Below are 21,240 nucleotides of genomic sequence, written 5' to 3' on the forward strand. Positions count from 1 at the left end.
AACGATGAAAAAAATCCGTTTAGGTTTACTAGGATCTGATGATTCGATTGACGTTATTCAATCTGTAATAAAGGAATACCCTGAATTTGAATGTACCCCTATTATCTATTGGCGAGAAGAGGAAATACCTGATCTTTTAAGTCCTATTGCCAATGATTTTGATATTTGGCTCTTTTCAGGCAAGGTCCCTTATGCCATAGCAAAAAGTTGGGGTGGAATTACCAAACCAATGTTTTTTACGCCACACACTGGACCGAGTCTCTACAAAACGTTGTTACAAATATTCTATCATAACCAGATTGCAATGGAACAAATTAGCTTTGATAACTTCCATTATGATGAACTCAACAGTATTTTAGATGAAGCAGAGATTAAAGCCAATCATTTATATTTGAAATATTATGAAGGAGAAGAAGTTGATGCAAAGGTACTTGCAGGATACCACTATGAGTTATGGAAAAGTGGGAAAACGAAAGCAGCGGTTACATGTCTTCGATCGGCACATATCGAACTTGAGAAAATGGGTGTCCCTGTTTATCGTGTACTTCCTGCTAAGTCGGCTATTGAGTCAGTACTAAATTTAGCACTTCGAACTTATGAGATGTTACATTTTAAAGAAAGCCAAATTGCAGTTCAAATGATTGAGATTGACTCTTATTTTGGTTTGGCGAAGGATACTTTTTCAACTGATGAAATTTACAAAATAGAAATTAAGATGGCAGAGAAACTACTTGTTTACGCTAATAAAGTTCAAGGATCACTTAAATCTGCTGGTCCAGGTAGATATGTCATTTTTACAACCCGAGGGCTTTTACAGGATATAACGAATGAATTTTCTATTATACCGAATTTGGAAGATCTCGAAGAACTAAAGAAAGAAGTCATTACTTGTGGAATTGGAATCGGTAAAACGGCTTATGAAGCAGAAATTCATGCCGGAAGAGCTTTATTTCATGCTAGAGAGTATGGAAAAGGAAGTTGGATGGTTGCTCTTGATAATCAAACGATCGCGGGTCCATTGGGAAGAGAGGAACAAATTACCTATTCTTATGTTTCAAAAGAACTGCAGAAAATAAGTGAACAAACATCTCTAAGTATTTCGACACTTAGTAAGCTAGAATCAATTCTTAAAAAGATTGGAAAGAGTGAAATTGGAGCTCACGAGCTAGCACAGTATATGCAAATCATGCCGAGAAGCGCGCGAAGAATTTTAAAAGAATTAGAGGAACAAGGAATTGCTCAGGTAATAGGAGAGGAAACACCTTATTCACGTGGAAGGCCTAGAAACATTTATAAAATAACCTTGTGACGATAAGTAGATAAACTTATCGTTTTATTATTTTAAATATAATATTCTGAATATTTTCACTTAACAAAATAAATATTTAGTGATATAGTTATGGTCATAGCCATAAATAGACCTAAAATATTAATTTTATAATAGGAGGACAAATGATTAATCAGGATCGATTGTGGAATCGCCTTATGGAATTAGGGTCCATTGGAAAACAAGAGTCTGGGGGAATTACTCGTTTATCTTTTACTGAAAATGAGAGAAAAGCTAAAAAACTGCTTTCTTCCTATATGAATGAAGCAGGATTAAAAGTTTACGAAGATACCGTTGGAAATCTTATTGGACGTAAAGAGGGAATTAATCAGGATGCACCGGTTGTACTGGTAGGCTCACATATAGATTCTGTATATAACGGGGGGAATTTTGACGGACCACTCGGCGTTCTCTCAGGGATTGAAATCCTACAGACGATGAATGAGCAGGGAATCACAACAGTGCATCCAATTGAAGTTATTGTCTTTACAGATGAGGAAGGTGCAAGATTTAGCTTTGGAATGATTGGCAGCCGAGGAATTGCTGGAACTCTCACCTTGGAAGAACTACAAAATAAGGATCAACAAGGGATTACTGTAGCGGAGGCAATGAGCGAAGCAGGTTATGATCCATTATTAATTGAACAGTCAGTCAGAAGTATTGGATCAGTAAAAGCATATGTCGAATTACATATTGAACAAGGTAAGGTACTTGAGAACGATAATTTATCAGTCGGTATCGTTACAGGAATCTCTGGCCCGTTATGGCTTAAATTCATAATTGAAGGTAAAGCAGGGCATGCGGGGGCAACTCCAATGAACGATCGTAACGATGCCTTAGTTGCTGCCTCCCAGATTATACAGCTAATTGAAACTGAATCAGCTAAGACTGGTACAACAGTGGGAACAGTTGGTCAATTGCAGCTGTTTCCTGGAGGAATCAATATAATACCTGGGAAGGTTGAATTTACTTTGGATCTTCGCGATGTAAATGAATCAATTCGTGATGAGGTTGAAAACCGAATAGTAGCAGGGGCAAAAATTTTATGTGAACAGCGTGGTGTAGGATTACAAATTGAAGATTTGCAACGTATTGCACCTACATTATGCTCTAATGAGATTCAAGATTTGGCAAAACTAGCTTGTGAAACGATTGGTGTGGAACCATTTTTTCTCCCAAGTGGAGCTGGGCACGATTGCATGCAGCTTACAAATCTCTGTCCAATAGGGATGCTTTTTATCCGTTCAAAGGATGGAATAAGCCATAATCCAGCAGAATGGAGTTCTAAGGAAGATTGTGCAGATGGTGCAAATGTACTTTATCATACTGTACTTCAGTTATCTAATAATGAATAAAGGGGGATGCAATAATGCAAACAATATCATTAAATAGTTTAGTAGCACAAACAAAAGAAGAAGTAATAAAGTGGAGAAGGCATTTCCATCAGTATCCGGAGTTATCTTTTCATGAAGAAAAAACAGCTCAATATGTGTATGATACACTTCAAACTTTCGGGAATTTAGAGATATCTCGTCCAACAAAGACGAGTGTTATGGCTCGTCTGATTGGTTCTCAGCCTGGCAAAGTGCTAGCAATTCGAGCAGATATGGATGCTTTACCGATCGAAGAAGAAAACACTTTTGAATTTGTCTCTACAAATCCAGGTGTGATGCATGCTTGTGGACACGATGGTCATACTGCAATGCTTTTAGGCACAGCAAAAATACTTACTAGTTTAAAAGACAAAATCAAAGGTGAAGTTCGCTTTTTATTTCAACATGCTGAAGAGTTATATCCTGGTGGTGCCGAGGAAATGGTACAAGCAGGAGTAATGGATGGAGTTGATATGGTAATTGGTGCTCATCTTTGGGCTCCTATGAAACTAGGTACTATAGGTGTAGCTTATGGACCGATGATGGCTGCTCCAGATACTTTCTATCTTACTGTTAAAGGTAAGGGTGGACATGCAGCACTTCCTCATGACACGATTGATTCGATTGCTATAGCTTCCCAAGTTGTAACAAATCTTCAACATATCGTTTCTAGAAATACTGATCCGCTTGATAATCTAGTAGTTTCTGTTACAAAGTTTATTGGAGGTACAACTCATAACGTAATCCCAGGTTCAGTTGAAATCTGTGGAACCGTTCGTAGTTTCAACGCCGACCTTAGGAAATCGGTTCCTGACCTTATGGAACGTATTATAAAAGGAATAACTGAGGCTCATGGGGCACAATACAAATTTGATTATGAGTTCGGATATCGCCCGGTTATCAACGATGAGCAGATTACGAAGGCTATTGAGGAAACTATTCTTGAAGTGTTTGATGAAAAGACTCTCGACCTTATGAAGCCAAACATGGGTGGTGAAGATTTCTCTGCTTTCCAACAAAAGGCACCAGGTACTTTCTTCTATGTGGGAGCAGGAAACGAAGAAAAAGATATTACTTATCCGCATCATCATGCACGTTTTACAATAGACGAGGACGCTTTGGAAATTGGTGTAAACTTATTTGTTCATGCCACATTTAAACTTTTAGATTAATAGAATTATGGTTAAGTAGACCCTTAATTTACAAGGATCTACTTAATCTAAACTTTTATTTTTCTGAATATTAAAACTAATATAAATTTTAAATTGAAAGTGGGGAACAATTTTTGAAAATCTATCATTTATTAGCACTTATTCCATTTATTGCTATTCTGGGCTTTTCATCTTGGGCAAACCACGTTGAGCCATTTGTATTAGGAATGCCTTTTCTCCTTTTTTGGGTTGTACTATGGACAGTTTTTTCAACACCAGTTATGTGGATAATCTTTAAATTAGATTCGGCGAAAAAGGGGGACAGATAAGATGAATAGTGCATTAATTATAATTTTTCTATTTCTTGCAGTATCGATTTTTCTAGGGGTACAAGCTAGGAAAGGAAAAGACATGAATCTTGAGCAATGGAGTGTTGGTGGAAGAGGATTTGGTACTATTTTCGTCTTTCTCTTAATGGCTGGTGAAATCTATACAACATTTACTTTCCTAGGTGGAAGTGGTTGGGCATATGGAAAAGGAGGACCAACCTACTATATCACTGCTTATGGTGCACTTGCTTATATTATGTCTTATTGGTTGCTTCCAAAAATATGGAAATATGCTAAAGAAAATAATTTAATGTCTCAACCGGACTTTTTCGCAAGTAAATACAAAAGTAAAGCCCTTGGCGTTTTAGTTTCACTAGTTGGTGTATCTGCTGTAATTCCCTACTTAGTTCTACAATTAAAAGGATTGGGAAGCATCGTTTCGGAGGCTTCTTATGGATTGATTTCACCAACTTTTGCGATTTGGATTGGTGCAATTTCAGTGACGATTTATGTAATGATCTCTGGTATCCATGGATCTGCATGGACTGCAGCGTTAAAGGATATTATGATTCTTGGTGTTGTTCTTTTTCTAGGAATCTATCTACCTATTCATTATTATGGTGGATTCCAAGCGATGTTTGAAGCAGTTGATAAAGCTAAACCAGGTTTTTTAAATCTCCCAAAAGAGGGATTAAGTGTATCTTGGTTTAATTCTACGGTTCTTCTAACAGCCCTAGGATTTTATATGTGGCCGCATACTTTTGGCTCTGTTTATTCAGCTAAAAGTGAAAACGTATTTCGTAAAAATGCGATTATCATGCCTTTATACCAACTTGTATTGCTTTTTGTGTTTTTCGTTGGATTTGCAGCAATTCTTCAAGTTCCTGGACTACAAGGTCCGGATGCCGATCTGTCCTTATTAAAATTAAGTAAACAATCTTTTAACCCGTGGTTTGTTGGAATCATTGGTGGAGCAGGTGTATTGACTGCAATCGTGCCAGGTTCGATGATTCTAATGGCATCTGCTACTTTAATATCAAAAAATATTTATAAAGTATTTGTACCATCTGCTACAGAAAAGCAGGTTGCAGTTTTAGCTAAATACCTTGTTCCTGTGGTTGCTTTATTCGCAGTATTTTTCACATTTAATGGTGGATCTACATTAGTAACTCTACTTTTAATGGGATACAGTTTAGTTACTCAATTGTTCCCGACACTTGTCTTTAGTTTAATGAAAAAGAACTTTGTAACGAAGCAAGGTGCATTCGCTGGTATTCTTACTGGGGTTGCAACAGTTACTTATGTCACTATAAGTAATACAACAATCGGATCATTATTCCCAGCACTACCTCAATATATTAAAGATTTGAATATCGGTGTTATTGGCTTAGTTGTCAATCTAGTATTTTTAGTTGTTGTTAGCTTACTTACTAAAAATATAGCGGTTCAAAGCAAAAAAGAGATTGTAGCTTAAATATGAATAATTACTCTATAAGGGGTGAAAGGGGGTGATTGCTCTAATCAACCCCTATTTTTTTGTGTAGATATTCTAAAAATTTAGGAGGTTTACGAAGTTAGGTTTTTATCTATGATTTCTTCAAAGTTTTTAAAGTACGTGGAACTTGTTTTATAAATAGCTAGTCCTATAATTGTTCCAATTGTATTTAGTAAAATGTCATCAATATCACATGATCTGTAGTTATAGCCAAGGAACATTCCAATACTAGCTTGAATTAATTCAATTGCAAGACTTAGTGTAAAACCTATTACTATCGTATTTCTGTTTGATATATTAAAAAATAGAATAGGTAATGCAAATCCTAGTGGTATGAATAATAAAACATTACCAGCTACTTGTTTTAGAACAAGTAGAATTGAGCCAGAACTGAAGGTATCTATGATCGATTTAAAGGGAATAAAATTATGAGTATGTCCCAACCGATCTTCTATCATTATTTGAATTAAAAGTTTTTGATAGGGAAAAGGAAAAAAGGTGAAATTAATAAGAGATGTAAAGTAAATACCAAAGATCATCCAATAAAGAAGTTTTAGGATAGTTATTGAACCTTTTAGAAATTGATAGCCAAAATATAGGATAAAAAAAGTAGAAATAATTATGCTAGGATATAAGAAATTTAACAATTAATTGTTCCAGCCTTTCATAGTACCAGACTTAATAAATTAGGGATTCTAAACCTTGAATATTACAACTTACAATATTTAGCTACGTATCCAATTGTTTTTATATCACCTAGAGAATAACATATTTGTATAGTTTTCCTTCATCATTTTTATGTCAAATTTTAGAAACTTATAAATTAGTTCTTATTGAATCTTAAAATAAATAAAAACTCTTCCTAGAAATATAGAAAGAGTTTAAATGCGGAGAGGATTGTTTCTTTATTATTCTATTTTTAAAAAGTTTTGGGAGAAATAAAATTATAAATTAATGTGACCACTTTGAAGAAAGTTTCTAGATTGTTCTTTGTTTATTTTGCTTGAACTAGAGGTGTCCCACCTTGAACAGTAACCCAACCCCATTTTTGGCGTGCATCCATTTCCATTTTCTTTAATAATTCTGGAGTCAGTGAGTCTGATAAAATTTTATTTGATTTAGCATCTGCTTCCGCATTTAGAATTTTTGTTTGATTTTCAATCTTAGCTTTTTCTTGGTCAGCTAATGCCTTTTTTACGTTCAATTCAGAAGTTGCTAATTGTGCCTGTGACTGTGCCATACCTGCGGGAGAACCTACGTGTGTAAATCCAAAAGTTCCGACTTCGATACCTTGTTTTGCAAGTTCCTTATCAAGTGCAGTATTGATTTCTTCAGTAATATCAGCTTGTTTTGAACCTTTAATGTCGTTCCAGCTATATTTGTGCGTAATTTTGTTAACAACATTTTTCATTGTAGGTTTGACGATGTTATTTTTAATGTAACTAATATCTTTTCCACCTACTGATTGATAAAGATTAGCTACGTTTTTAGTTGAAATTTTCCATGTTAAGTTTGTATTAACAGGTAGTTCTTGCTGATCTCCAGTACCTACTGACCATTCTTGATCAGAATTACCACCTTCGTGCTTGTCACTTGATAAAACTAATGATTGTGTATATGTAGGGTATTCTTGTACTGAAACTCCCCAACCAGTCCAATGAAAGCCTTGGGGGACTTCAGTAATTTCACCACTCATATGTTTTTCAATACCAATGCTACCAACACTAATATGGGACATACCGCCTATCGCGTAAATAATACCTCCAACTATAATAACTCCGCCTGCAATCAGACTTCTTAAACCGTTCACTCTTCATCTCTCCCGATTTCTTTTTTAATGTTTTTAATATGATTATTAAATAATCTACCTATTTTGATAAAGACCTTATAAAACAGTAAGAAGAGAACGATTCCAATAATAATAACTAAAATTCCGAATTGATAAAAGAAAACCATTATCATTCCCCCGAATGTGCAAATTAGATTAACTATCTTTCTATCATTTCTTATATGCAATTATAGTTTGATTTAAGCTATATTAATAATTAAATTTTGCTTAGAAATATAGTGGCCTATCAGGCTTCATTGGTAAAATTATTAGCTTTTAACTAAATTACCCCAAATGCTTTTTGATAATTAAAAATATTTCGAGGATAGAGAATTCCTTAGAAAACCACCAGTTAAAGGTGGTTTATCTATTTGAGTAATAATATATTGGCCTATTTAACATACATATCTTCTGAAATTAGCAGGATCAAGCTAGAAAATTCAATAAAATCAAGGCGAAAATAACCCAAGTTTAAATCAAAGGAAAATCAATTTTTATTGTAGAATGTTTCTTTTTATTGGAGTTATAAAATTTGAATTTGGTCTGTTGGTATATAGGAAGGAGATAACATACGCAGCTATAAACGATTTATTCAGTGAAAATCATCATTTAATCAGAAAAACCAATATTGATACTTTTTTTCAAAATTAAAATCACATCAACACTTAATATAATTAAACTAGATCAGGATAAAGAACATCGTAGAGTATGGAGGAAGCTAAATGAAAATTGAACAATTAAGTCATCTTTGTGAAGTGATAGAAAGTGGTTCCTTTACGATTGCAGCAGAGAAATTTTTTATTAATGAAGCTGATATGAAAGAATCAATCATTAGTTTAGAAGTTGAATTTGGCATAAAGCTAATTGAGTGTGACGACGAATCTAAAGTGGTGCCTTCATTTGAATGTTTACAAATTATTTCACATATAAAGGAAATCGTAAGGAATTGTCGAGAAATTGAAGAAGAAATTAAATCCTTACATAAAAAATCTTCTGTTAATACAATGTATGATGTAAGTATGTTTTAACTCTTTCTAATAAAGCATTTTCAATATATAACCAGATCATAATTTATTTGGTCTTTTTAGAATAATTATTACTTTTCATATAAACGTCAAAAAGAAGGCTACAAATTCAGTAGGCTTCTTTTAATTTGTCTCATATATAATTTTCCCTGTTCTAGAAGTATCATAATCTCCTAAGGAATCAACCTCTGATTGAAACTGATTTGAAGATAAAATTTCTGTGACAATTCTGATCAGTCGTTCATTTGCCGGGGTTTTTAAAATAACGAGATCATATTGTTCTGTTATGAGTGGTATAAAATCAATTCCTACAATTTTAGCAGCTTTTTCAATTCCGACTCCAACATCTGCTACCCCAGTGGAGACAGCGGAGGCCACACTTAAATGATTGTTTTCTTCATGTTCATATCCGTTAATATTTTTAGGGGAAATCTTATTGATACGTAACTGTTCATCGAGGAGAATTCGAGCACCTGATCCTTTCTCTCTATTTACAATCTGTATATCTTCACGTTCTAAATCTTTCCAAGAGGTTATCTTTAAAGGGTTACCTTTTTTAACGTATAAACCTGCTTTCCTAGATAGTAAATTGAATAAAATAAATGAATGTCCCACTAAAATTTTCTTAAGATATGGTAGATTATACTCTCCTGTATCTCCGTCAAAAAGGTGAAGGCTAACGATGTCACATTCTCCATTATACATAGAAATAAGACTGTTTAAGCTTCCAGTAAAAGATCTTAAAGATTTATAGGTTGAGTTTTTCTCGATCTGTTTACCGAGCATATCTAAAACTAAATCTTGGCCACTAATAACAACATGGTTTGTTTCTTTTGGATCGCTTCTGCGAGGTTCAAAAACAGAGGCAGGTAATGTGGTTTTTTGATTTGTTTTATTGTTTTTTATGTAATTGTCCAAGTCATTTGCTGCTATTCTCATCTGTCTTCCTACACGGAATACAGGTAATTCACCTTTTTTGACAAGGTCATAAATGGTTAATTTCGATACTTTTAAAAACTGTGATACTTCTTCAATTGTATAGGAAAGTTCCGTCGTCATTTACATCCCTCCATTTTCTATTTTAACCCAATGCCTTTTAAAAAGCATATTCCTAGTAAATTTAATGTAAATATTAAAATTCTATTTCTTATTTAGTTATAACTAAATATAATTAGATATAACTAGATATATTTTATAAATGAAAGGTAGATGAAGGATGAAAAAGATTTATTCTTTAATAGTGTCGATGATGTTATTAGGACTAATTCTATCTGGGTGTTCATCAAATGAACAAGCTAAAAAGTCAACAGCTCAGAAACAAGAAGTTTCTCAAAAAAATGTAGAATTAACTATTTCAGCAGCTGCTAGTTTACAGGATGCACTAAATGATATTAAAGCAAACTTTGAAAAGGCAAATCCTAATGTGAAAATAAACTTTAACTTTGGAGCATCCGGAGCATTACAACAACAAATTTCTCAAGGAGCACCAGTGGATCTTTTCTTCTCGGCTGCAGAGGACAAATTTAATAATTTAGTAAAAGATGGTCTAATTGAAGAGAACCAGGGAAAAGATGTAGTTGGAAATGAACTGGTTTTAGTTGTACCAAAGGATACAAAAAAAGAAATTAACTCTTTTGAAGAACTTACAAAAGCAGATAAAATTTCGATCGGTACGCCAGACGCGGTACCAGCAGGACAATATGGAAAAGAAACTTTGGAAAATTTAAATGTATGGAAAGCAATTGAAGGAAAAGTAGTATATGGTAAGGATGTTAGACAAGTACTTTCTTATGTAGAAACAAATAATGTGGACGCAGGGATTGTATATAAAACAGATGCGTTGACATCGACAAAAGTTAAGATTGTAGCAACAGCAGCTGACAATACACATGATCCAATTATTTATCCGTTAGGCGTAATAAAGGATAGCAAGCAACCTAAAGAAGCTAAAAAATTCTTTGAATATCTTCAAAATGATGAGTCTATGAAGATATTAGAGAAGTATGGGTTTAAGGGACTAAATTAACTTATATTAACTGACATTAGTTTTCGAAATGAGCCGATTAGTTGATTGGTTCATTTTTCTTTTAGTAGGAATGTTAGATTATGAAGTATTAGTTAAAAAATACAAAGATTCAAATGTTCTATATAAAGAACGTTTAAGTAGATTTGTTAAACTTATTTAGAAGGGGAATTTTAGGGGGGAGGGCATTACTTAAAATAGAAAAAGGAATTAGCTAGAAAAATTATATCAAATAAAATCCTTTTATAAGATAAACGAGAAAATATAAAGCCGTATAATTAAAAGGCTAGTGCATGTATTCCTTTATTGTTATATTGAAGAGTTTTCGGTCTCTTTTCCCTTTTTGACCAATTAGCCAGTACCAGCTCTGTCCAATATAAAAAGAGTTTGATACAAGCTGTTCAATATACTTTGATATAATTCCATTGATTTTTTCTTTTTCAATTTTATTTTTTATAGACAAGGCGATGACAAAATAGGATTTATCACTTTCAAATTCAAGTAATTGAAGATGATATTTACCACCTTTTTTTTCATTAAAATCATTTAATACATGATCTATACAGTTTCGGACGTCTATTTTATATTTAGCCGCATCGTTCCAATTTGATATAAGAGAGTCATATAATGAGACTGTTAAGATGTAATATGATGCATAATCTTTAGGATTAAATTTTTGTTTCTCTCCTGTAAATGGATATAAAGGTGGAACAACAAATTTTTCATAATCAGCAAAAAAATCTTCAGTCATGTTTAATACCTACTTTCTAGTTTGAACAAAAGTTTACTATATCGAATCTTAATTTAGTTTTTCCTATTCTTTCCAAAAATAGACACAAGTGAAAGATGATTTGGATTATGGAAAAGGAAGTATAAGATTTTTAGTAAAAAGCAGAGTTGAGAAATTCAACTCTACTTTCACGTTGTTGAAAAACAACCTNNAGGAGTAGAGTGATGTTGATTTGGATCCTCTGCTTTTTTGTTTGTTTAATCCGATAGCCAATGGGATTTTTCAATCTATTTAGCTTTATAATATTTGAAGCGAGAATACTAGTGAGGTAAAATCACCGTTCGCAAAAGCATCATTACAACTGTAGAACATGACATCATTTTCCTTTTTGATTCTCATACCAGACTGAAAATCATGGAATCCCACCATTCGTTCTTCTTCCCATACATTAAAGACATTTAAAAAGCCACTAGAGCATTTTAAGGTCAATTCTGATTGAGTTTCACTTCTCCATATAATGACTGTTTTTTGTTTTTGAGCATCGTTGATTGATATTCCATTTTCTGATATGAATCCGACACCTTGATTTCTAGGAGAATTTGAACTTAAAAATTTCAACTTAATCACTTTTTCTTCATTCATTTGAAATACTTCGGTATGAATTGTTTCATCAGATTTTACAGACTTGTTAGTACTATACACTTTTTCTTTTACTAGTAACATTTTCACTTATCTCTCCTGTTAAGTTATTTTGATCCCCTAATGTTAATTTTAAAAAGTAACATAATCCTAAACAGGGGATACAGACCAATGCCATACCTAAAAAAGCAAAAGATGGAGATATAGAGTAGAGGTAACCACTTACTAATGTTAAAATACCGCTACCTAAACTTAAACCTAGAGCTGCATAAATTCCATGAGCAAAGGGGAAGTACTTATTTTCAATGTTTTCATCTAAGTATTTCACAAAGGCATATTGAGTAAGCCCAAAAGTAATAGAATGTAAAAATTGAGACAATACAAAAACTGAAATACTGTTAAAAGAAAAGATCAATACCCATCTTAATATGGAAGCACTTATACTAAACAGTAATAAAACTTGTACAGATCGTCTTTTAAATAGAGAGTCTGATATATAGAAGAAAGCAATTTCGGAAATTACCGCAATGATTAAGATGAATCCTGTAAAACTTGTTTTTACCCCAATATTTTTCAAAAAAAGGACAGCATAACTATAATATGCTGCATGTGCAGCTTGAAGGGTGACACAGATCGTTAATACGATTAAAAATGTTTTTGATTTAAATAACTTAAAAAATGGCACTTTATTTGAAGCTATTTTTGTTTTTAAAGGTATTGGAGCTTTAATGGATGTAAGGAAAGAAAGTAGAATACATCCAAAAATCAAAAGGTAAATAACTACATTTTCACTTTTTAAAGATATTAGTATTCCAGTTAATGATAGAGTAATAATATAGCCAATCGAACCATATGATCTACTCTTTCCATACTCTATTTTACTTTCCCGAATAAGGATAGATGCCATAGACTCATACATAGCTAAAGGCATTGGATAAACAAGGCTTAGTAAAACTGTAATAAAAGCTACAGCAATTAAACTATTAAACGGTATTAATATGATTAATAACGTAACAGAAATTAAGGAAACTACTTGATTTAATCTTGCTAAATTTAAGTATCTACTTATAAAGGGAAATATAAAAAAGGTTGTAATCGACCTTGTTATTAATCCTAAAGCAATGATAAGTCCAGCTTCATCAGCTGTAAAACCTTTACTTGTTGTTAGCCAAGCAGACCAATAAGGCACGAAGATTCCGAAAGTGAAGAAAAACCCAAAAAACTGTAAAGACATCCATCTTTGATCGGTCATTAGATTCCTCCTGTTTCGGAAAAGCTATTATTTTGTTTCATAATAAAATCACGCATTTTTTGAAAACAATATTCAGTAGCATACTGATCATAATTAGAAGTTGATTGATCGGTAAAACCATGACTTCCTTCTATTTTAATGACTTGGATCCTATCTTTTGTTTTCAATTCACTTATGACAATTTCGGGGTCAAATGATTTTTCTTTCGTTGGGAATATTAGTAAGGTCTCACATTTTGGACGAACCTCTAAGTAGTCCCTAATCCTCGAACCATAAAATCCAATTACTCCATCAAATAACCCGTCATACTTACTGCATAACCATGCAATCGTTGCACCTATACTAAAACCCAAAATATACAAATTAGCACATTTAGTTCGAAGTTCTTTTGCAAGAGTGATAATTTTATTAGTAGCTAACTCAAACCCAATCTCATGAATAAAATGCTTATAAGCTTTGTTTTCATCCCTATAGCAATAGTTCTCTATATTACCTAATAAATTTGGACAGACAACTGTAAATCCCAACTTATTTAAACTGTCGCAAATATCTTTTATATGTTTGTTAATTCCATAAATTTCGTGAACAACTAAAATGGTGGTATTATGAAACTCACAATTATTCAATTTTTAATCACCTCTAACTTAGAAAAAATAGGAATAGAATTTTGTTCTATTCCTATCAAATAACCTAGTAATACTAGATTTTTACTTGCATCTGAATCATTCCAGTGAAAGTAGGGTTTGCAGTCCATTCTGGATTTTCTAAATCATATAATGAATCGATTGTAGGAAAACGTGTTATTACTTCCTTAAGAATCTCCATAATCTCTACACGAGCAAAAGCAGCAGCTATACAAGTATGATAACCTCCACCGAAAGCTACATGACGGAAACCTGTTCTACTTATATCCATTTTGTCAGGATTTGCAAATACTCGCTCATCTCGACCAGCAGAAGCTAAGAAGAAATAAACAGAATCATTTTTCTTGATTTGCTGTCCATGTAACTCAATATCATTTGAAGCATGTCTAACAATATATTGGATTGGCCCTTCTAGTCTCATTGTTTCATCTAATACTTTTGGAAGAAGAGACATATCTTTTTTAAGCATTTCTAGAACATCTTGATTCTTAAATAGAAGATGTAATGTATTACTTAACACAAATTGAGGAATTTTATGTCCACCGAAAATTAAGTGCATTGTTTGAGCAATTAATTGATCATCAGTAAGTTCACCATCTGCACCAGGAGTCTCAGAGATTAATCTACTTAATAAATCATTTTTCTTTTCTTTTCGTCTTTCCGCAATTGCATCTGAAAGGTATGCCCAAATTTCTCTTACACTTCCTCTAACTTGTTCACTAATTTCTTTACTAGGAACATGAGACACAACGAAATCTTGCATAAATAATGCGATATCATCAGACCACTTAATGAATCTGTCAACTTCTTCACCAGGAATTCCTAACATTTTACAAAGTACCATCGCAGGAATAGGGTGTGCGATCTCTTTTACAAAGTCAAATGAACTTATGTTTTTTTCAAGTACTTTATCAACGATTGTAGAAACAATTTTCTGAATTTCAGGAGCAATAAGTTCGATTTCATTAACTAAAAAGGCTCTGTTCATATAACCTTTTAATTGTGAATGAACTGGGCGATCATTATAAACCATCCAAGTCTTAATGATATCGATTATATCTTTAAAATGTTGATCTTCTCCTTCAGCGAGATTACTCATTTTATTCGGAATTACATTACTTGAAATAAATTTATCTCCTAGTAAATTCTTGGACACATCCTCGTACCTAGTTATAAACCAAGATTGCATTTCTTCATGCCAAAAAACAGGTGCATCATTTCGTAATCGTTCATATAATTCGTATCTGTTTTCATAATACTCTTTACTATTTAAACTGAACTGCTCGACAGATTGTTTTACATTTATACTCATGTTATTTCCTCCTGTTATACTACAATTATTTTTTTACTAGATTTACTTACAAAATCTACAATCTCCATATCACTTAAATGACATATTACGTCACAAACAAAACGTGCTCGCTCAGTATGGCTAGACATATTGATTAATTTTTGTAAGATTTCCTTATCTAATTTCAACAAAGAATCCTCACTAATTAAGTTAAAAAGATAATCGTAGGTGAGCTGTATATTATGAGTAATCTTTTTATCTATTTCTCTATTAACACTTCTTTCTAAGAAACATTTCTTTGTAATTTGATTTAATAGAAAAAGTTTTAATTCATTTTCTATTGGAAGATTCAATTTACTATACATTGGTTGTGCATAGTTTATCTTGATCACTAATGAATCTATAAAATCATGAATAATAGATTGTAGTGGATCCGATGTGAACTTACAGTAATTTTGTAAAATTTCCCCAAGTATATTATTTTTAATGTCTTCCATAATCTTTGGAATGAAATAAAGTAATTCAGATCTACTAACTTCAGGGAAAAAAAGGATTGTCTCCTCTAACATCGCGCCTTCAGTAATATATTTGTTAAGTAATTGAGCAAATCTATTTTCTCCATAAAATAGAATTAAATCTTTTAGATCTGAAAGGGAATAAGATAACGTATCTGCTATGTCTACAATCGATTGCTCAATGACATTTTCTTGATATGTCAAAAATAAAGGTTCTAAATAGTCTGTCATATACCCGTAATAGCCTTTGATTAAACCGTTATATTCTTCTCTAATTAAAGGAATATTGGTTTTATATTTCATTAAGGCTGTAATGGTTCTGAATTTAAAATTATCGGAACTAGTTACTAAAATTTTAATGCTCTGTGCATTTGATTCAAATCCACCCATTTTTTTCATCATTTCATCTAGCGCTCGTTCACCGGTATGTCCAAATGGTGGATGACCAATATCATGAGCTAGACTAATAGCCTTTACTAAATCTTTATTTATGGGTGTAATGTTATTCTCTTGAAAATAGTTATTAAGATGTTCCACGATTAAGCCTGAAACATGGCATACGTCAATAGTATGAAACAAACGATTATGGCAATGCTCTGAGTTGGGAATTAACTGTGTTTTTTTTGCTAGTTTTTTTAAATGGGGGGATTCTAAAACTGCATTAAAGTCATGTAAGAACGCAATATTAGCTTCTTGCGTTTGCTTGTCAGATAATCTTAGGTGGTCAAAAGTATGATACATGGCCTTATACATATCAATAAACCCCTTCTATAAACAATAATTTAAGAAAACATTTAAATGACGTAAAAAAACCAAGATAAAGTAGGACGTATTCTCCACTAAAGAGATAAGTCCTACTTTATCTTGGTTCGCAAAAAAGTTGAAATTTTTAAAGGTATATAATGTCCTTCAAATAGGTGAAGAAGAGCGCACTTTTAAATAGTCTAAGGTTATTAGAGTATTTAAAAGGATCTATTCAAAGTGACATAGTTATCCCTTATTAAATTCAGCTTTTTTTACTAAATAAAGTAAAAATTACCTCGTAGTCTAATTCTTAACGGGAATTAGGTAGAGACTCCCAGACCATATCTCTGGGTATATACGAGCTAAAATACATTTATGGTAAATAGTGGTAAAAATGGAAATAATAACCTGCAGGATTATCATTTAATATATTACATTCAATCAAATTAAATATCAACACTATCCCTATGAGGATATAGTATGAAGTTTTTTTGGTTAATTACAGATATTAATAGTTAAATATACCGAATTAAACTGGGCTTTTAGTGAACGATGATTCATTTTCGATATTGACAGTAAATTTAGTGTGTAATAGTATAATAATTAATTTTTAAATATTAAGTATTTTTAGAAAAAAAGATTTAGTTAATACATAATGGAAAGATGATAGTAAGATTTCATCCAAAGGTTTGAGTTATGTGTAGTTACTGTGTCCTTAAAATGAATAGATTGCTAATTTAGGAGGAGTAATAATGAAAGCGATTACTGAAGGTGCTTTATTATGGGAGCCAACTAGGCAGCAAATTGAAAATGCTGGAGTTAGCCATTTTATGAACTGGCTCGAAAATGAAAAAAATCTATTTTTCAATACACAAAGTGAGTTATGGAAATGGTCTGTCGATGAATTAGAGTCCTTTTGGGAAAGCGTTTGGAAATATTGTAATGTAATTTCCCATGCACCATACGATCAAGTTCTTGAAGAGCGAAAAATGCCAGGCGCAAAATGGTTTACCGGCTCTAAAATTAATTATGCAGAACATGTATTTCGAAATGATAAGGGAGACCAACCTGCATTAATTTTTCAATCAGAAATTACTCCAAAAACAGAAATAAGTTGGAAAGAGCTTAAGGAAAAAACAGGTTTGGTCGCAAATTCTTTAAGAAAATTAGGTGTTAAATCTGGGGATAGGGTTGTAGCATATATGCCTAATGTCCCTGAAACGATCATTGCCTTTTTAGCTTGTGCAAGCATTGGAGCGATTTGGTCTAGCTGTTCACCAGATTTTGGAACGAGTAGTGTAATTGACCGATTTAAACAAATCGAACCAACTATTTTATTTGCGGTGGATGGTTATTCTTATAATGGAAAAGTTCAAAATAGGTTATCAAGTGTTGAAGAACTACAGTCTGAATTACCTACATTAAAGAAGACAATTTTAGTACCATATGCGAATTTTGATGAATATAAAATAGAAAACGAAATAGTTTTTTGGAATGAATTATTAGTGGGAAGTAGTGAACTTACTTTTGAAAGTGTTCCTTTTGATCATCCATTATGGATACTATTTTCATCGGGAACAACAGGATTGCCTAAACCAATTGTACAAAGTCAAGGTGGAATATTAGTTGAGCAACTTAAGACCTTAGTAGTCGAACAAGGAATAAATCAAGATGATGTGATTTTTTGGTTTACTACTACTGGTTGGATGATGTGGAATCAATTAGTTGGAGGATTGTTATCTGGCAGTAGGATATTATTGTTTGATGGAAGCCCTTCTTATCCTAGTCTACATGTTTTGTGGGACCTTGCAGAAGAAGTAGGTGTAACATTCTTTGGGACAAGTGCAGGATTCTTAAGTGTGTGTGAGAAGCACGCAATCAAGCTAAAAGATAGACATAGTTTTTCTAAATTAAAGTCTATTTGTTCAACAGGATCCCCACTATCAGTCGAAGGATTTTCTTGGGTATATGAAAATATAAAAGATGACATCTGGCTTGTTTCAACTAGTGGAGGTACTGATGTTTGCACAGCGTTTGTTGGAGGTTCACCGATTCTTCCTGTTTATGCTGGAGAGATTCAAGCTCGTTCATTAGGGGCTCATGTACAATCTTTTGATGATGAGGGAAAATCAGTAATTAATGAAGTGGGGGAATTAGTGATTACATCTCCTATGCCGTCCATGCCGCTTTATTTCTGGGGTGATTCGAATAATGAACGTTATCTAGAAAGTTATTTTGAAGTTTATCCAGGTATTTGGAGGCATGGAGATTGGATTAAAATTGATGAAAAAGGTAGTTGTGTCATTTATGGGAGATCAGATTCAACCATAAATAGACATGGAGTGCGTCTAGGTACAAGCGAAATCTATCGAGTTGTTGAGTCAATTGATGAGATAATGGAAGGTTTAGTGATCGATCTAGAACTACTTGGCCGTCAGTCATTTATGCCATTATTTGTTGTACTTAAACATGGTGTTGTTTTGACAAATGAATTAAAGAGAAAAATAAAAGAAGAAATTAAATATAAAGTTTCACCACGATTTGTCCCTAATGAAATTTATGAAGTTGATCAAATTCCAAAAACATTGAGTGGAAAGAAATTAGAAGTTCCAATTCGTAAAATATTATTAGGTTTTTCTCCTGAAAAAGTAGTCAACCAAGGTTCGATGGCTAATCCAGATTCATTAAAGTTTTTTATCGGGTTGGCACAGGTTTTAAATGGACAAATTTGAAATTAATCTAGAACGTTATCTTCATTATGAGATAGCGTTTTTTTATGCTCTGTTAAGGTAGATTGTTGATTTTCTTATTCAACTAACTGGCAGTTTAGTTGAACAAGGTCTTATTGATTTTTCGGCGAATATTAGTTATGAAGAGTATATAATTGAAGACAACAGGGTGGTTATTTTGAAACAAAAAACTAATTACACAGCATTTTATCTTCTTTTAGCATCAATTATTGTTGGTGCACAATTTAGAGAAGATTTTAAAGGAATTCCAGAAATAATATCATTTGTAAGTTTTACTTTAATTTATCTTTATATCTTTTTTCTAAATCGCAAGACTTTAACACTGTTAATTTTGTGTGTTGTTTCATACATAGCTTTTGCTACTAATTATACATTTTTCCATTTTTGAGTTTCAAAACCTTATACAACTAAAGCATGCTTTAGTTGAACAACTTGATCGGCTGAAAAAGTCGATTTTTTTTATGGAACTAACTGGCAGGATAATTTCATAATGATTCAGAACCAACGATAGATAAATTCCAACAATAGATCAAAATATGTTATCGTTTAAATATGATTTTTCTAGAGTAGAAAAATGAGAAAGGTGTGCAGAAGTGTGAACAAAAGAATATTTTTGAATTTATTTACTGTGACTTTACTATTTGTATTTGTGGGTTGCGGAAAAATCACTGAACAGACTTCGTCAGAAAAAGTGCAATCGAAAGCGAGCACGGCTTCTAAGACTGTTGAAACCAATAAGAGTACATCTGACGGAGACACAGAAAAACCAACGAGTGATAGTGAACCTAACAAAAGTGTTCCTGCATCTAGCACTTCAAAGGCAACAGGTACAACGGGTGGATTTGATTACAGCAAATATACCCTAATTGTAGTAAACGGTGGGGATATGTCAGGAGATAGACAGCCGAATGTTAAAGTAGATGTTGGATTTGGAGAGCGAGAATATTGGGCGTATACAAATGAATACGGTCAGCTAATACGTGTTGAAGCGAAAAAGATAACACTTCAAAATTCGAATACTGATCATGTTTTGTCATCAGGTAGATACTACGCTGATGAAGCAAATGTTCCTGGTACAGAGAGTCCGACCTTGGATAAAGGGCATGTGATTGCTGACTCACTTGGGGGAGTCTCAAACGCATATAACATTACACCTCAGAACAGTAATCTCAATAGGCACGGTGATCAAGCTTACATGGAAAAAGTGATTCGAGATGCAAGAGGTTGTACTGATTTCGTAGCAGTAATTCGATATCCAAATACTAAGACGCAAATTCCTAGCCATTATAAATTCACATACAAAATTCAGGGTAGATACATTACAGATGAATTTGACAATGTAAACCCAGATGAAGTGAACAAAAATTTAAGGAAAACGACAGGTAAGAGCAGTACTCCACCGAAGACAGTCAATGTACCTGCAAACAACACGAAAAATAGTAATGAAGATATTAGTAAAGTGGATACCAATCATAACGGAAGTGTTACGATTGCTGAAGCCAAAGCTGCTGGCTTTAAAATGCCAATTACGCGCGATTCTTGGCTCTATAAATATATGGATGATCGAGATGGAGACGGCTTAGTAGGCGAATAAATGGCGTCAATAATAAGCGTTATCAATTCTATTATGCCATTTGCATAAACAAATGATTCACAAAAGAATGTATCAAAAACATAGTTGCCTCATTAAAACAATACCCCTTTAAGTATGCTTAGTTATGTCAGATTTTATTTAAAGGGGTATTATTCCAACCAATGAAAGTTAAAGTTAACATTCTTGATTGATAATTTTACCTTGTTCAGTCAGTTTAACAAGAGCCGCATATCCGGTCCCTTTTTTTATGACAGTCGCCATCCCTTCACTAACAAGTATATTTAATGTTTTTAGGTCGTCTTTGTTTAATTTTGTATATCGGTAATAACCATCGCCAATTTTGTGAATTAATCTTCCTTCTCTTGTCATTCCTAAAACAGTAGTCATATTTTTCCCTTCTTTCGAAAGTGTTTGGATTTAATGATTACATAATTATCGTATATTGTTTGTGTAAATTTGTCTGTGTATAATTTGTGAAATATCTAACAATCTTATTTAGGATTATTTGTAATAATTGGAAGGATAAACAT

General features: G+C 32.8%; 21 protein-coding genes and 1 riboswitch. Of the genes, 10 read left to right on the forward strand and 11 right to left on the reverse strand.

Going from position 1 to position 21,240, the window contains the following annotated elements; all coding sequences use genetic code 11:
• The first annotated feature begins 4 nt into the window (after positions 1 to 4).
• The 5 genes from COE53_RS04485 (at position 5) to COE53_RS04505 (ending at position 5,654) form a co-directional block, all read left to right on the forward strand.
• Positions 5 to 1,309: a helix-turn-helix domain-containing protein gene (locus COE53_RS04485; protein WP_069032892.1), complete on the forward strand. Its 1,305-nt coding sequence runs from the start codon at positions 5 to 7 to the stop codon at positions 1,307 to 1,309.
• Positions 1,310 to 1,452: 143 nt separating this feature from the next.
• Positions 1,453 to 2,682, forward strand: a complete 1,230-nt coding sequence (locus tag COE53_RS04490; RefSeq protein WP_069032893.1) for a Zn-dependent hydrolase — start codon at positions 1,453 to 1,455, stop codon at positions 2,680 to 2,682.
• A 14-nt stretch (positions 2,683 to 2,696) separates the two neighbouring features.
• Positions 2,697 to 3,872 (forward strand): M20 family metallopeptidase, encoded by a 1,176-nt coding sequence (locus tag COE53_RS04495; RefSeq protein WP_069032894.1) that lies wholly within the window; start codon positions 2,697 to 2,699, stop codon positions 3,870 to 3,872.
• Positions 3,873 to 3,985: 113 nt separating this feature from the next.
• Entirely contained in the window at positions 3,986 to 4,180 is a 195-nt protein-coding gene (locus COE53_RS04500) for a DUF3311 domain-containing protein (protein WP_069032895.1), read from the forward strand.
• Between the two features lies 1 nt (position 4,181).
• Complete coding sequence (locus COE53_RS04505) at positions 4,182 to 5,654, forward strand: sodium:solute symporter family protein (protein WP_069032896.1); 1,473 nt, start codon at positions 4,182 to 4,184, stop codon at positions 5,652 to 5,654.
• A 92-nt stretch (positions 5,655 to 5,746) separates the two neighbouring features.
• On the opposite strand, the gene COE53_RS04510 is transcribed toward COE53_RS04505, so the two are convergent.
• The 3 genes from COE53_RS04510 to COE53_RS23835 all read right to left on the reverse strand — a co-directional run bounded on the left by COE53_RS04510 (position 5,747) and on the right by COE53_RS23835 (position 7,631).
• On the reverse strand, positions 5,747 to 6,214 hold the full coding sequence (locus COE53_RS04510) for a VanZ family protein (protein WP_254664560.1): 468 nt from the start codon (positions 6,212 to 6,214) through the stop codon (positions 5,747 to 5,749).
• A gap of 455 nt (positions 6,215 to 6,669) precedes the next feature.
• The gene (locus tag COE53_RS04515) at positions 6,670 to 7,485 is read right to left on the reverse strand and encodes an SPFH domain-containing protein (protein WP_069032898.1); all 816 of its coding nucleotides are present in this window, start codon (positions 7,483 to 7,485) and stop codon (positions 6,670 to 6,672) included.
• Positions 7,482 to 7,631, reverse strand: coding sequence for a hypothetical protein (locus tag COE53_RS23835; RefSeq protein WP_175403458.1), 150 nt, complete (start codon positions 7,629 to 7,631; stop codon positions 7,482 to 7,484). The genes COE53_RS04515 and COE53_RS23835 overlap by 4 nt, the downstream gene beginning before the upstream one ends.
• Before the next feature lie 594 nt (positions 7,632 to 8,225).
• Here COE53_RS23835 and COE53_RS04520 point away from each other — a divergent pair.
• Positions 8,226 to 8,531, forward strand: coding sequence for a LysR family transcriptional regulator (locus tag COE53_RS04520; protein WP_069032899.1), 306 nt, complete (start codon positions 8,226 to 8,228; stop codon positions 8,529 to 8,531).
• A gap of 120 nt (positions 8,532 to 8,651) precedes the next feature.
• Here COE53_RS04520 and COE53_RS04525 read toward each other — a convergent pair whose 3' ends face one another.
• Positions 8,652 to 9,587, reverse strand: coding sequence for a substrate-binding domain-containing protein (locus tag COE53_RS04525; RefSeq protein ID WP_069032900.1), 936 nt, complete (start codon positions 9,585 to 9,587; stop codon positions 8,652 to 8,654).
• Between the two features lie 157 nt (positions 9,588 to 9,744).
• Between COE53_RS04525 and modA the strand changes: the two genes are divergently transcribed.
• Complete coding sequence (gene modA / locus COE53_RS04530; protein WP_069032901.1) at positions 9,745 to 10,554, forward strand: molybdate ABC transporter substrate-binding protein; 810 nt, start codon at positions 9,745 to 9,747, stop codon at positions 10,552 to 10,554.
• A gap of 283 nt (positions 10,555 to 10,837) precedes the next feature.
• Here modA and COE53_RS04535 read toward each other — a convergent pair whose 3' ends face one another.
• The 6 genes from COE53_RS04535 to COE53_RS04560 form a co-directional block, all read right to left on the reverse strand.
• Positions 10,838 to 11,302: a hypothetical protein gene (locus COE53_RS04535; protein WP_069032902.1), complete on the reverse strand. Its 465-nt coding sequence runs from the start codon at positions 11,300 to 11,302 to the stop codon at positions 10,838 to 10,840.
• A 276-nt stretch (positions 11,303 to 11,578) separates the two neighbouring features.
• Positions 11,579 to 12,010, reverse strand: a complete 432-nt coding sequence (locus tag COE53_RS04540) for a hypothetical protein (protein ID WP_139116345.1) — start codon at positions 12,008 to 12,010, stop codon at positions 11,579 to 11,581.
• Positions 11,976 to 13,172, reverse strand: a complete 1,197-nt coding sequence (locus COE53_RS04545) for an MFS transporter (RefSeq protein WP_069032904.1) — start codon at positions 13,170 to 13,172, stop codon at positions 11,976 to 11,978. The genes COE53_RS04540 and COE53_RS04545 overlap by 35 nt, the downstream gene beginning before the upstream one ends.
• Positions 13,172 to 13,798 (reverse strand): dienelactone hydrolase family protein, encoded by a 627-nt coding sequence (locus COE53_RS04550; protein WP_069032905.1) that lies wholly within the window; start codon positions 13,796 to 13,798, stop codon positions 13,172 to 13,174. The genes COE53_RS04545 and COE53_RS04550 overlap by 1 nt, the downstream gene beginning before the upstream one ends.
• Positions 13,799 to 13,871: 73 nt before the next feature.
• Positions 13,872 to 15,128 carry a cytochrome P450 gene (locus COE53_RS04555; protein ID WP_084006796.1) on the reverse strand — a complete coding sequence of 419 codons (1,257 nt, stop codon included), beginning with the start codon at positions 15,126 to 15,128 and terminating at the stop codon, positions 13,872 to 13,874.
• 14 nt (positions 15,129 to 15,142) lie between these two features.
• Positions 15,143 to 16,375 carry an HD domain-containing protein gene (locus COE53_RS04560; RefSeq protein ID WP_069032906.1) on the reverse strand — a complete coding sequence of 411 codons (1,233 nt, stop codon included), beginning with the start codon at positions 16,373 to 16,375 and terminating at the stop codon, positions 15,143 to 15,145.
• Positions 16,376 to 16,645: 270 nt separating this feature from the next.
• A riboswitch (purine riboswitch) is annotated at positions 16,646 to 16,747 on the reverse strand.
• Between the two features lie 371 nt (positions 16,748 to 17,118).
• On the opposite strand from COE53_RS04560, the gene COE53_RS04565 reads away from it, so the two are divergent.
• From COE53_RS04565 to COE53_RS04575, 3 genes are all read left to right on the forward strand, one after another.
• A complete protein-coding gene (locus COE53_RS04565) occupies positions 17,119 to 19,098 on the forward strand; it encodes an acetoacetate--CoA ligase (RefSeq protein WP_069032907.1) in 1,980 nt (659 codons plus the stop codon).
• A gap of 175 nt (positions 19,099 to 19,273) precedes the next feature.
• Positions 19,274 to 19,504 carry a hypothetical protein gene (locus COE53_RS04570; protein ID WP_069032908.1) on the forward strand — a complete coding sequence of 77 codons (231 nt, stop codon included), beginning with the start codon at positions 19,274 to 19,276 and terminating at the stop codon, positions 19,502 to 19,504.
• A 207-nt stretch (positions 19,505 to 19,711) separates the two neighbouring features.
• Positions 19,712 to 20,710: a DNA/RNA non-specific endonuclease gene (locus COE53_RS04575; protein ID WP_254664557.1), complete on the forward strand. Its 999-nt coding sequence runs from the start codon at positions 19,712 to 19,714 to the stop codon at positions 20,708 to 20,710.
• 174 nt (positions 20,711 to 20,884) lie between these two features.
• Here COE53_RS04575 and COE53_RS04580 read toward each other — a convergent pair whose 3' ends face one another.
• On the reverse strand, positions 20,885 to 21,097 hold the full coding sequence (locus COE53_RS04580; protein WP_069032910.1) for a hypothetical protein: 213 nt from the start codon (positions 21,095 to 21,097) through the stop codon (positions 20,885 to 20,887).
• Positions 21,098 to 21,240: the final 143 nt, after the last annotated feature.

The sequence above is a fragment of the Bacillus sp. AFS029533 genome, assembly GCF_002585125.1.
In the GTDB taxonomy this organism is placed as follows: Bacteria; Bacillota; Bacilli; order Bacillales; family Bacillaceae_G; genus Gottfriedia; species Gottfriedia luciferensis_B.